Origin of the sequence: Cyanobium sp. FACHB-13342 (genome assembly GCF_014697415.1) — a bacterium.
Lineage (GTDB): Bacteria > Cyanobacteriota > Cyanobacteriia > PCC-6307 > Cyanobiaceae > Cyanobium_A.
On sequence record NZ_JACJRT010000012.1, the window covers coordinates 50,986 to 62,472 of the forward strand.

Genomic DNA, 11,487 nt, shown 5'->3' on the forward strand with positions numbered 1-11,487 from the left:
CGTCAGCCCACGGATCCCTCGAGCTTGAGGGCCAGCAACTTGTCGGCCTCGGCAGCGAACTCCATCGGCAGCTGGTTGAAGACGTCGCGGCAGAAGCCGCTCACCATCATCGACACCGCCTCTTCAAAGCCAATGCCCCGGCTCTGCAGGTAAAAGAGCTGGTCGGCGGAGATCCGGCAGGTGCTGGCCTCATGCTCCACCGCCGCATCGGGCTGCTGGGAGCGGATGTAGGGATAGGTGTTGGCGGCGGCCTGGTCGCCGATCAACATCGAATCGCATTGGCTGTAGTTCTTGGCACCCACCGCCTTGGGACCAATTTGCACCAGCCCGCGGTAGCTGTTGGAGGAATGGCCGGCGCTGATCCCCTTGCTCACGATCGTCGAGCGGGTACGGGGGCCCACGTGAATCATCTTGGTGCCGGTGTCGGCCTGCTGGCGATTGTTGGTGAGGGCAACGGAATAGAACTCGCCGACGGAATCGGCCCCCTGCAGAACGCAGCTGGGGTACTTCCAAGTGATCGCCGAGCCGGTCTCCACCTGGGTCCAACTGATGCGACTGCGGTCGCCACGGCACTGGCCCCGCTTGGTCACAAAGTTGTAAATGCCGCCGACACCATGTTCATCGCCGGCGTACCAATTCTGCACCGTGGAGTACTTAATGGACGCGTCGTCCAGCACCACCAGTTCCACCACGGCCGCATGCAGCTGATTCGTATCAAACATCGGCGCTGTACAGCCTTCCAAGTAGCTCACAGATGCCCCCTCTTCGGCCACGATCAGGGTGCGCTCAAACTGACCCGTGTCGGCGGAATTGATCCGGAAGTAGGTGGAAAGCTCCATCGGGCATTCCACGCCCTTGGGAATGAACACAAACGAGCCGTCGCTGAACACAGCAGAGTTGAGCGCAGCGAAGTAGTTGTCGTTGCTGGGAACAACCGTACCCAAGTACTTTTCGATCAAATCGGGGTGTTCTTTGACCGCTTCGCTGATGGAGCAGAAAATGACTCCATGCTCGGCCAGCTTTTCCCTGTAGGTGGTGGCAATCGAAACGCTGTCAAACACCGCATCGACAGCCACATTGGAGAGACGCTTCTGCTCGCTGAGCGGAATTCCCAGCTTTTCAAACGTTTCCAGCAGCTTGGGATCCACCTCATCGAGGCTGGCCTTTTTCTCCTGCTGTTTGGGCGCCGCGTAATAGATGATGTTTTGGTAATCAATCACCGGATACCCCAGGGCCGCCCAGTTGGGCTCCTCCATCTGCAGCCACTGCCGGTAGGCCCGCAGGCGGAAAGCCAGTAAAAAGTCGGGCTCGTCTTTTTTCGACGAAATCAATCGCACCACATCCTCACTGAGGCCCTTGGCGATCTTTTCGGTTTCGATGTCGGTAACGAAGCCGTGCTTGTACGGCTGCGAAACCAGATCGCCAACGGTTGCGGTGCTCATCGCGGTCAGCCGACTCAGCCGGCAGTAAGGGCTTTCACGTCGTCCAGGGAAATCGTCTGCGCATCCCCACGGAAAGGGTTGTCTTCCGTGAGGAAGAGCATGCAGTGGCACTCCTTGCGCTCCCGCATCGGCACACAGGGGCAATTCCAGAAGGCCTGCGTGACCTCAGCCTCCTTGTCTTCGTAGTGACGGCAGGGGCAGAGGGCGCCACCGAGCTCATCCTTGTGCTTGGCCAGGCCGGCCAGCACCACGGCCGTGACCCCAGGATCACTGCAGAAATAGGTGCCGGTGCGCTGGGCGTAGGTCTCGGCGAACTTACGGATCACCTCCAGGCTGTCGGAGGTCGGGCTGGCCGCGGCGTCGGACATGGCTCGAAGGGGGTGGTGATCGGAACGCGAGGGAGCCCCAGCTAGGGAGGGCCCAGTTACGAAACACAGGCGTTTCGTTACCGTAATGAGCCTAGGGCACCGGCCCGGACACTGGCGTCCGCCCATCCCCAACCACCCGGGGGACGTGGCATCGTGTGGATGTTCGGCGTCTGCCATGAGCGCCACCCCCCAGATGCCCCGTCCGCCCGCCGATCCGGCGCCCACCAGGGAGGCAGCCCTTACCCTGCTGCTGCGCCAGGGCGAAGCCACCGCGGGCGAGCTGGCCGACCACCTCACGGTGTCGGTGCAGGTGATGCGCCGCCATCTGCGCAGCCTGGAGGACGACGGCCTGGTGGAAGCCAGCCCCACCCAGGAGGGTCCCGGGCGCCCCAGCAACCGCTGGCGCCTCACCATCAAGGGGCAAGGTCACTTTCCCGATGGCAGCGACCACTTCGCCCTCGGGCTGCTGCAGTCGATGGCCGGCAACTTGCCGGCGGACACCCTGCAGAAGCTGCTGGAGCAACAGGCCCTGCAACAGGCCACCGTCTACCGCGGGCGCATCGGCGATGGGCCGCTCGCCCAACGGCTGGATCGGCTCGTGGAGCTGCGCCGTCAGGAGGGCTACGTGGCGGAGTGCAGCCGGGATCCCGACCACGACCAGGCCTGGGTGATCAGTGAATTTCACTGCTCCGTGATGCGCATCGCCGAGCAGTTTCCCTGCGTCTGCGACCAGGAGTTGCAACTGATCCGCCACACCTTTCCAGACTGCCAGGTGGATCGGGTGCATTGGCGGCTGGAGAAGGGCCATTCCTGCGGTTTCCGCCTGATCCCCAGCCGTGTCGGCTGAGCGTCCAGCCGGCATGGATGGGGGGCCGCTGAGCCCGGCCGAGCTGGCCGAACTGGAATCGACCCTGCTGCCGGCCCTCGAGCGCCACCATCTGCGGCTGCTGGCCCACGGCTTGCGCACCCTGCAGGCCATCGCCTGCGCTGGCGACCCACGACCCCAGAGCGGGGCCCTGCCGGACCTCGACGCCATCCGCGCCTGGGCGGCACGTCAGCCCCCGATCGCCGCCGACCCGGCCTTCATCGAGGCCCTCAGCGGCCAACTGCAGGCCACCGGCCGGCAATTGGCCCAGCTGGCCGCAGACCTGGATCGCCCTCCCCTCAGCCTGGAGTTAGGCGACCTCATCGCCTGGGCCACCCGTGCGGCGGACCAACGCCTGCGCCAGCCCCCACCTGGGGCCAGCCCCTAGGACAGCGCCAGGAGCAGCACGCCCACCAGGGCCAGCAGGGCCGCCCCAACGCCCAGCGCTCCGGGGCGGTCCCCCTCCAGGGGCGCCAGCGGCACCGCCATCACGGGCGCAGTGGCCAGCAAAGCCACCGCCAGCCCGCCAGGCAACGTGGCCAGGGCGAGCTGCTGCAGGCCGATGCCCGCCGTGGTGCCCAGCAGGGTGGCCACCAGCACCAAAGGCCAACGTCTGGTCTTCGGCCGGGGCCGCGGCCGGCGCAGGTGCCTCCCCAGGCGCCCCATCAGGGGCAGCAACACCAGGGTGGCCGCGGCCAGCCGCAGGCTGGAGGCCAGCCACGGATCCAGGGCGGAAGCCCGCAGGGCGGCGCGGGCCAGGAGCGCCCCGGCACCCCCACAGCCCAGGGCCGCCAGGGCCAGCACCACGCCCAGCCCCATCTCGTTCACCGCCCCTGCCGAAGGATCGGGACGCTGCAGGGCCACCAGCAGCACCGCCAGGCTGATCAGGCCGATCCCCAGCCACTGCTGCGGCCCCGGCACCTCCGCCAGCAGCAGACTGCCCGCCGCCGCCGTCACGGCCGGTCCACCGGCGTCAAAGGTGAGGGTGCGGCGGGTGCCCAGCCGGCGCAGGGCGGCGAAATAGAAGCTATCGCCCAGGGCGATGCCCAGCACCCCACTGAGCAGCAACAGCAGGGTGGGCCCCGCGGGCAGGGAGACGGCTGCCCCCACCAGCAGGGGCAGCTGCAGGGTGAGGGCAATCAGGTTCTTGAGCAGGTTGAGCTCCGCCGGCCCCAGCGAGGTCGGCAGGCGGCGCCAGAGGCTGCTGCTCAGCGTCCAGCAGAGGGCAGCCAGCAGGGCAGCAGCCACACCGATCGCCACCACCACTCCGCACCACGCCTTGCGATCATCACGGCAACAACCGCGCCCCCGTGAGCGACACCCATTCCGCGTCGATCCCCGATGCCCTCAGCTTCTTCCAGTTGAGCTGCGGCCGCTGGCGCTCCCAGCGCAGCAGCCACCACCTGCTGCACCGGCGCGCCGAAGCGGGGGGCTCCTTCATCGAGGTGGTGGAACTGGAGGCCCGCGACCCCCGGCTGATCGCCATCGCCGAACTGCACGGCGAAGACCCGGCCGGCCTGGTGGGTGGCTGCCGGGTCACCTGGAACGCCTCGATGGCCTGGGACAAGGCGGGGGAGGCCCACGAGGGGGAGAGTGTGTTCGGCCTGATCCCCACCGATGAACGGGGCCGGGCAGGGCTGTTGCTGCGCGATCGGGGCTACGCCGAAACGGCTCCCGTGGCCGGGCACTTCGCCATGGACGGGCGCGATGGCCTGCTGCTCACGACCAGCTACGAAACGATGAACAGCCTGGAGCGCTTCAGCTTCGCCGGGCCGGATGTGCGCCTGCGCACCAGCACCGTGGAAGGCCTCTCCAACACGGCCTCGTTCTGCGTGGAAACCCGGGTGCTGGACCTGCCGGAAGCGGCCGTGACCAGGGCAGCCGCAGAGCCCGCCCAGGGGGGCACGCTGTCACCGCTGGGTTGGTGACGAACGTTACGGACTGTGAGCCCTGCCTGAGGCAGCCGAACCCAGGCCCAGCCGCACTTCTACGATCCGCAGCGACGGATGCTGATGTCGTGTGGCCCTGCCCCTCCTGAAGTACGCGCCCACCACCCAGAACTCGCGGGTCAACCCGCTGCGGGTGGGCTCGGATGAGGACCCGAAAGCCGTGTCCATGGACAAGGCCATGGACCGCGAAGACCAGAACTTCGTGATCGAAGCGGCCTACCGCCAGATCTTCTTCCACGCCTTCAAGGTCGACCGCGACCGCACCCTGGAGTCCCAGGTGCGCAACGGGCAGATCACGGTGCGTGATTTCATCCGCTCGCTGTGCCTGTCGGACACCTTCAACCGCAGCTTCTACACGCTCAACAGCAACTACCGGGTCGCCCGTCACCTGGTGGAGAAGCTGCTGGGCCGCCCCACCCACGGCAAGTCCGAAGAGATCGCCTGGTCGGCGGTGCTGATGACCCGCGGCGTCCGCGGCATGGTGGACGACATCCTCGATAGCCAGGAATACCTCGAAGCCTTCGGCTACGACACCGTGCCCTACCACCGCAACCGGGTGGTCGGCTCCCGGGACCTGGGCGAGACCCCCTTCAACATCACCAGCCCCCGCTACGACGCCTACTACCGCGGCATCCTGGGCTTCCCCCAGGTGGTGTACACCGGCGGCCCTGCCAAGAGCATTCCGGCCCGCTCCCGCCAGCGCCGCGGTGGCTTCCCCGAGGACTATCTGCCCTGGGTGCGCAACCTGCCGGCCATGCGCAGCCAAGGTGGTGCGTCTGGCAACACCAGCATGGATTACCTGTCCAAGGTGCCCTACCGCAGCATCGGCCGCTGAGCCCTTGCGGCAGCAGCAGTTCAGGCGGCCTCAAGGCCGCCTTTTTAATGGCCGGCAGGACGCCCCAGCGGTCAGTGGATGCTGACGGCTGGCGGCAAAGCCGACCGGGGATGGGAAAGTCGTTCACACTGATCCCAAAAGAAATCTGTCGCTGTGACCCAGGCCCTCACCTCCTTGGCCCGCATGACCCTGCGGCAGCTCCGCCAGGTCGCCAGCGATCTGGGGGTGAGCCTGTACAGCCGCAAATCCAAGGACGAACTGCTGGAGGCCATCAACCAGCGCCAGGACGACACACCCCGCAGCCTCAAGGCGATCGAGGCTGAGCTCCCACCCGCGCCCCGCCCCAGTTCGGCCCACACCAATGTGGTGTTCCTGCCGCGCGACCCGCAGTGGGCCTATGTGTTCTGGGAGATCTCCGAAGCCGATCGGGCCCAGGCCCTCGCCTCCGGGGCCACCCAGTTGTGCCTGCGGGTGGCCGATGTGACCGGCCTGGCCGGAGGGTCGGCCCACCCCCACACCCTGCAGGAGGTGGTGGTGGATAGCTATGCCACCGAGTGGTATCTGCCGGTTCCCCTGAGCGACCGCGACTACCGGGTGGAGCTGGGCTATCGCAAGGGATCCGGCGGTGGCTGGATTTCCCTGGCCTTCTCGTCGGTGGCCCGGGTGCCAGCCCTGCACCCCAGCGAACAGATCCTCGATCAGTTCGTGCCCTTCTCGCTGGACACCGCCCCCGCCACCCTGCCCACGCCGATGGAGCCGGCCGATTCCGGCTTGCACGAGCGCCTCTACCAAACCGCCACCGCCCGCTGGCGCCGTTTGGGCCGGGGTTCCGAGGCCTTCCACGAGTTGGAGGAATCCGGGATCGACACCAGCGAGCTCAATGCCTCAGGGGCCGGCCTCTGGGCCAGTGGCCGCAATGAATCGGGCCGGGGTGGCGTGGCGGCCCGGCAGCGCTCCTTCTGGCTGGTGGCCGACGCCGAGTTGATCGTTTACGGCGCCACCGATCCGGCAGCGCGCCTCACCATCGGCGGCGAAGAGGTGCCCCTTTCCGCCGACGGCACCTTCCGCGTCCAGGTGCCCTTCCGTGATGGGCAGCAGCTCTACCCGATTGAAGCCGTCGCGGCCGATGGGGAGCAGAAGCGCAACATCACCCTGGAGTTCAGCCGCTCCACGCCGGAAGACAACAGCAATCCCGCCGATAAGGCGGTGAGCGAGTGGTTCTGAGCCGCACCATGGATCTGAAACGCGCCGCCGTGGCCCTCACCCCCATGGCTGGGGCCCTGGCCTTTCCCCTGATCGTGCCGGTGGTGCTGATGCGCCTGGGTCTGCCGGCAGCCATGCTCAGCGCCGTGCTGATCGGCACGGCCTGGTTTGTGGTGATGTTGCGTAGCGCCGAGATGCCCGGCCACCACTGAGCCACCCAGGCCCCGGGCGAGCACCGGTGGGAACCCTGAAGGGCGCCGCATCGGTTTCCCATCGCCAACCTCCATCCCCGCCGGGCCGCCCCTGGGCCGTTTGGCTGGTGCGCCCTGCTCGCTGCGGTGATCAGCGGCTGCAGCGCTGAGGCCCAGCTGCTGGGCCAGCCCGCCCGGCCCAGGCCCCTGCCCGAAGGCATCGAGCTGGCCTTCAATCACCGCGAAACCAGCCGTTACCGCAGCCCGATCACCGGCCAGTGGCGCCAGGGCGATGACCTGGAGGCCTTCGTGCTGGCGAGCATCCGCGCGGCCCGGCGGGAAATCCTGGTGGCGGTGCAGGAGCTGTCGCTGCCGCAGGTGGCCGAAGCCCTGGAGGCGCGGCACCGGGAGGGACTCACGGTGAAGGTGGTGCTGGAGAACACCTACAGCACCACCTGGAGCCAGGAGCACCCGGCCGATCTGGCACCCAACCAACGCACCCGACACGAACAGCTCAAGGCCCTGGGCTGGGGCGATGCGGTGGCGATCCTGCAACGGGCCGGCGTGCCCCTGATCGACGACACCGCCGACGGCAGTGCGGGCAGCGGCCTGATGCACCACAAATTCATGGTGGTGGATCGGGCCGTGGTGGTGACCGGCTCTGCCAATTTCACGCCGTCCTGCATCCATGGCGATCCCGGCGCCCCGCGCAGCCGCGGCAACGTGAACCACCTGCTGCGGCTGCATAGCCGCGAGCTGGCCGGCGCCTTTGCCGCCGAATTCGAGCGGATGTGGGGCGATGGGCCGGGAGGCCAGGCCGACAGCCGCTTCGGCCTGGGCAAGGGCGGCGGCGCTGCCCAGCAGCTGATGGTGGGGGCGACACCGGTGACGGTGCTGTTCGCGCCCCACCGCCGCAGCGATCCCCACCAGGGGCTGGGGCTGCTGAAGGAGCTGCTCTCGGGCAGTCGCAAACACCTGGACATGGCTCTGTTCGTGCTGTCGGAGCAGCGGTTGGCCGATGCCATGGCCCAGCTGCAAGAGCAGGGGGTGACCATCCGGCTACTGGCCGATCCCGGCTTCGCCAACCGAGCCTTCAGCGAGGTGCTCGACCTGCTCGGCACCCAGCTGCCCGATCACCGCTGCGGCCTAGAGGCGGCGAACCGCCCCTGGCAGCGGCCCCTCGACGGGGTGGGCACGCCGCGGCTGGCCAGCGGCGACAAGCTCCACCACAAAGTGGCTGTGATCGACCACCGCACCGTGATCACCGGCTCCTTCAACTGGAGCCCCTCAGCCGCCCATCAAAACGACGAAACCCTGCTGGTGTTCGACTCCCCTCTGCTCGCCGCCCACTTCACCACCGAGATCGACCGGCTCTGGAAAGGAGCGGAGCTGGGCATCACCGAGCGGCTGGCCCGCAAGCAGGAGCGGCAGCGGAACCGCTGTGGCAGTGGGGTGCAGAGGGGGTGAGTGGGGTACGGGGAGAGGAGTGGAGGGACTTCTGAGCCTTGGCTCCGTTGGCTACTGGGGAGGCTTGATGGGTCTGGAGGGGGGCCAGGAAGCAAACAGGGGCGCAGGGGAGGGCTCAGATCCGTTGGGAAGGCCGGGGTTCCGGGTTCTTATGCAGAAACTGCATGAATGAACCGGACAAGTCTTTGCTGTGGCAGATCAGCTCTGCTCATGCAAAAAGAGGCGGAAGCTTAGCCATCAAACACGAAAAGGGCTGAAGAAAAAGTAAAGTCTTTCAACCTTCTCTTAGTGGTGGAGCCTCCCTGTCCCTTGTGGGCATGGGGGTTCCAGGCACCACACCCCTGTCTCCATGGCCGCTTCTGCCAACGCCAAGTCCAAGGGCTCTGCCTGGTTATGGCAGAACCTGGATGCCACCTCTGAGCAAGCAGGTGATCGGGTTCCCTACGAGGTGCTGCAGCGAACCACATCGCCAGAGGCACCCCCAAACCCCACAGTACCCAGGGTGGATGCCCTCACGGGTCTCGCTCTCGCCCAAACCAAAGCGAACAGCGATCTCAGCACTGCTTTTGAGGCAACCAGCAAGACCACTCCCGTGATCCCATCGCGTCCGGAGAAGGGGTCTGGGAACGAAGGCAAAGGGGCAGCCGCTACGCCAGAAGCGCCTGTCCTTGCAGCCGTGGCAGCGGAACAGGCAAGACAAGCGATCGCCAAGGAAACCGCACCAGACGAACTCATCGGGGAAGACACCCCGTCGGTCGTCCTGCTCAACGAACCCAGTGCTCCTGAGAACTGGGCATCCACGCTGGAGTCGTGGCACATACTGCTGCAGAAGTGGTCACAGGATGGATCGCTAGAGGCGGCGGCACGGGAAGCCCTCATGCTCGATGGCCCCAATGCGAAACCCCAAAGCGAGGAAATACTTCAGAGCTTCATCTCAAATTGGTCAGTTGGGAGATTCGAGAACCTACCCGAAATTGTCTTCCTGTCCAAGGAGGCCATGCATGGCGCGATGGGTGCTTATGCCATCAGCACTGGGAAGATGTATATCAATACTGATTGGGCAAATCAGGCATCGCCAGAGCAAATCCATGCCGTTCTGACCGAAGAGCAGGGGCATCATCTGGATGCCCAGCTTAATTTTGTGGACATGACTGGGGATGAGGGTGACTATTTCTATCGTGTCCTGATAGACCAGATTCCTACTGATGCACAGAAGCAAGCTTTACGCAATGGAAATGACTCGGGCTTCGCAATAATGGGTGGCACTCTGATTGCTGTTGAACAAGCAAGTGCCAACTCAAGCATTCCTGGAGCACTGTCAGCAGGAGGCACAAGTACAGATCAGTCTTGTAGCATAACGGCCCTGAGTGATGGCTCCTCGCTAATTACAGGAACCTTCTATGGAGCAATAACGTTTGGGAGCACGACACTCACCGCACCTTCCGAGAATAGCAGCGCCTTCGTAGCCAAGCTGAATGCTGATGGCTCCTTCGCTTGGGCCACTCAAGCGACAGGCGGATACGTAGCTTCTAATAATTGTGCAACTGCACTCAGCGATGGTTCTTCTCTGATTACAGGAAACTTCTGGGGCGCCGCAACAACGTTCGGGGGAACTACCCTCACAGCGGCATTGAATTCAGACATCTTTGTAGCCAAGCTGAATGCCGATGGTTCCTTCGCATGGGCTACTCAAACGACAGGCGGATTCTTGCCTGAGTCGGGAGGTGTAACCGCACTCAGCGATGGCTCCTCTCTAATTGTAGGCAATATACAAGGTGATACAACCTTCGGCGACACCACACTAACAGCACCACGGGACTGGAGCGCATCCGGCTACATGGCCAAACTAAACCCAGATGGTTCATTTGCCTGGGCCTCTAAAAACGACGGCAATACAGTTCTTGGCAGGATCACGGCATTAAACGATGGCTCTTCGCTGATTACAGGATCCTTCACTGGCACCGCAACGTTTGGGGGAATCACCCTCACATCGACAAACGCTTTTCCATTATTCGTAGCAAAGGTTAATGCCGATGGCTCCTACGCATGGGCTACACAAGCAGAAGGCATTTATGGGGGCGGGATTAGCAGCATCACGGCACTCAGCGATGGCTCTTCTCTGATTACAGGATCCTTCACTGGCACCGCAACGTTTGGGGGAATCACCCTCATCACAACGGATTACTACCAGCCATATGCCAATAGTGATATGTACGCAGCAAAGCTGAATCCCGATGGCTCCTTCGCCTGGGCCATCAGAGTCGGAGGGTTTTACAATGAAAATGGAAAGAGCATCACCGCATTCAGCGATGGCTCCTCACTGATTACAGGATCCTTCAGAGGCACAGTAACGTTCGGGAGCACGACCCTAACCTCGGCTTCAAATACCTATGATGATGTCTTCGTGGCCAAGCTCAATCCCGATGGCTCCTTCGCTTGGGCCAACCGGGGCGGGGGCACAAACTATGAGAAAGTAAACAGTATCACGTCGTTCAGCGATGGTTCCTCGCTGATATCAGGATTCTTCTATAACTCCACAAACTTCGGGAGCACTACACTCACATCTACTGGAGGGGCTGACATTTTCGTAGCCAAGCTCAATGCTGGGGGAGCGTGGGCTTCGTCATGGAATACAACTCAAGCCGTCAATAGCGGGCAAGCAGTCTTTTCGATACCTGGCACGCCGGCTGCTGTTGGCAATCTCCTGACTGCTTCCAACACCACTGCTGATCCAGATGGTAACGGCCCCTTCTCCTACTCCTGGCAAACCTCCTCCAACGGCACCACCTGGTCTCCTGTTGGCACCAACAGTTCCTCCTACACCATTCTGGCCGCCGATGAAGGCAAGCAGCTTCAGCTAGTCGTCTCCTACACAGACGGCCTAAGTTTCAACGAATTGGTCACCTCCTCGGGGGGAACCATTCCATTCTTCAACAACGGGCAAGCAGTCTTTTCGATATCCGGCACGCCGGCTGTTGGCAATCTCCTGACCGCTTCCAACACCACTGCTGATCCAGATAATAACGGCACCTTCACCTACTCCTGGCAAACCTCCTCCAACGGCACCACCTGGTCTCCTGTTGGCACCAACAGCTCCTCCTACACCATTCTGGCCGCCGACGAAGGCAAGCAGCTTCAGCTCGTCGTCTCCTACACCGACGCCCAAG

General features: G+C 64.1%; 11 protein-coding genes. 8 read left to right on the top strand and 3 right to left on the bottom strand.

Features of this window, described 5'->3' with window-relative positions; genetic code table 11:
• Window positions 1-2: 2 nt before the first annotated feature.
• Together sufB and H6G16_RS10260 are read right to left on the bottom strand one after the other, a co-directional pair.
• Entirely contained in the window at window positions 3-1,442 is a 1,440-nt protein-coding gene (gene sufB / locus H6G16_RS10255) for a Fe-S cluster assembly protein SufB (protein ID WP_190390228.1), read from the bottom strand.
• 14 nt (window positions 1,443-1,456) lie between these two features.
• Window positions 1,457-1,810, bottom strand: a complete 354-nt coding sequence (locus H6G16_RS10260) for a ferredoxin-thioredoxin reductase catalytic domain-containing protein (RefSeq protein ID WP_190390229.1) — start codon at window positions 1,808-1,810, stop codon at window positions 1,457-1,459.
• A 175-nt stretch (window positions 1,811-1,985) separates the two neighbouring features.
• Here H6G16_RS10260 and sufR point away from each other — a divergent pair, with 175 nt between their 5' ends.
• Both sufR and H6G16_RS10270 read left to right on the top strand, forming a co-directional pair.
• Window positions 1,986-2,657, top strand: coding sequence for an iron-sulfur cluster biosynthesis transcriptional regulator SufR (gene sufR, locus H6G16_RS10265; RefSeq protein ID WP_242036355.1), 672 nt, complete (start codon window positions 1,986-1,988; stop codon window positions 2,655-2,657).
• Window positions 2,647-3,063 carry a hypothetical protein gene (locus H6G16_RS10270; RefSeq protein WP_347238861.1) on the top strand — a complete coding sequence of 139 codons (417 nt, stop codon included), beginning with the start codon at window positions 2,647-2,649 and terminating at the stop codon, window positions 3,061-3,063. Before sufR ends, H6G16_RS10270 begins: the two co-directional genes overlap by 11 nt.
• On the opposite strand, the gene H6G16_RS10275 is transcribed toward H6G16_RS10270, so the two are convergent.
• On the bottom strand, window positions 3,060-3,938 hold the full coding sequence (locus tag H6G16_RS10275; protein ID WP_347238862.1) for a DMT family transporter: 879 nt from the start codon (window positions 3,936-3,938) through the stop codon (window positions 3,060-3,062). The two genes, H6G16_RS10270 and H6G16_RS10275, sit on opposite strands and share 4 nt — an antisense overlap.
• Before the next feature lie 47 nt (window positions 3,939-3,985).
• On the opposite strand from H6G16_RS10275, the gene H6G16_RS10280 reads away from it, so the two are divergent.
• The 6 genes from H6G16_RS10280 to H6G16_RS10305 all read left to right on the top strand — a co-directional run.
• Window positions 3,986-4,603, top strand: coding sequence for a phycobiliprotein lyase (locus tag H6G16_RS10280; protein ID WP_190390230.1), 618 nt, complete (start codon window positions 3,986-3,988; stop codon window positions 4,601-4,603).
• A 91-nt stretch (window positions 4,604-4,694) separates the two neighbouring features.
• A complete protein-coding gene (locus H6G16_RS10285; protein WP_190390231.1) occupies window positions 4,695-5,459 on the top strand; it encodes a phycobilisome rod-core linker polypeptide in 765 nt (254 codons plus the stop codon).
• 153 nt (window positions 5,460-5,612) lie between these two features.
• Entirely contained in the window at window positions 5,613-6,683 is a 1,071-nt protein-coding gene (locus H6G16_RS10290) for a DUF4912 domain-containing protein (protein ID WP_190390232.1), read from the top strand.
• Between the two features lie 8 nt (window positions 6,684-6,691).
• Complete coding sequence (locus H6G16_RS10295; RefSeq protein ID WP_190390233.1) at window positions 6,692-6,874, top strand: hypothetical protein; 183 nt, start codon at window positions 6,692-6,694, stop codon at window positions 6,872-6,874.
• Window positions 6,875-7,000: 126 nt separating this feature from the next.
• Window positions 7,001-8,320: a phospholipase D-like domain-containing protein gene (locus H6G16_RS10300; RefSeq protein ID WP_347238863.1), complete on the top strand. Its 1,320-nt coding sequence runs from the start codon at window positions 7,001-7,003 to the stop codon at window positions 8,318-8,320.
• A gap of 349 nt (window positions 8,321-8,669) precedes the next feature.
• Window positions 8,670-11,487 (top strand): hypothetical protein (locus H6G16_RS10305; RefSeq protein WP_199289347.1); only part of this gene is annotated, 2,818 nt, incomplete at its 3' end.

What these genes read in the sequence shown, in the direction of transcription:
- H6G16_RS10295 (WP_190390233.1), top strand. Translation starts at nt 6,692, where the DNA reads ATGGATCTGAAACGCGCCGCCGTGGCCCTCACCCCCATGGCTGGGGCC.
- H6G16_RS10260 (WP_190390229.1), bottom strand. Translation starts at nt 1,810, where the DNA reads ATGTCCGACGCCGCGGCCAGCCCGACCTCCGACAGCCTGGAGGTGATC.
- sufR (WP_242036355.1), top strand. Translation starts at nt 1,986, where the DNA reads ATGAGCGCCACCCCCCAGATGCCCCGTCCGCCCGCCGATCCGGCGCCC.
- sufB (WP_190390228.1), bottom strand. Translation starts at nt 1,442, where the DNA reads ATGAGCACCGCAACCGTTGGCGATCTGGTTTCGCAGCCGTACAAGCAC.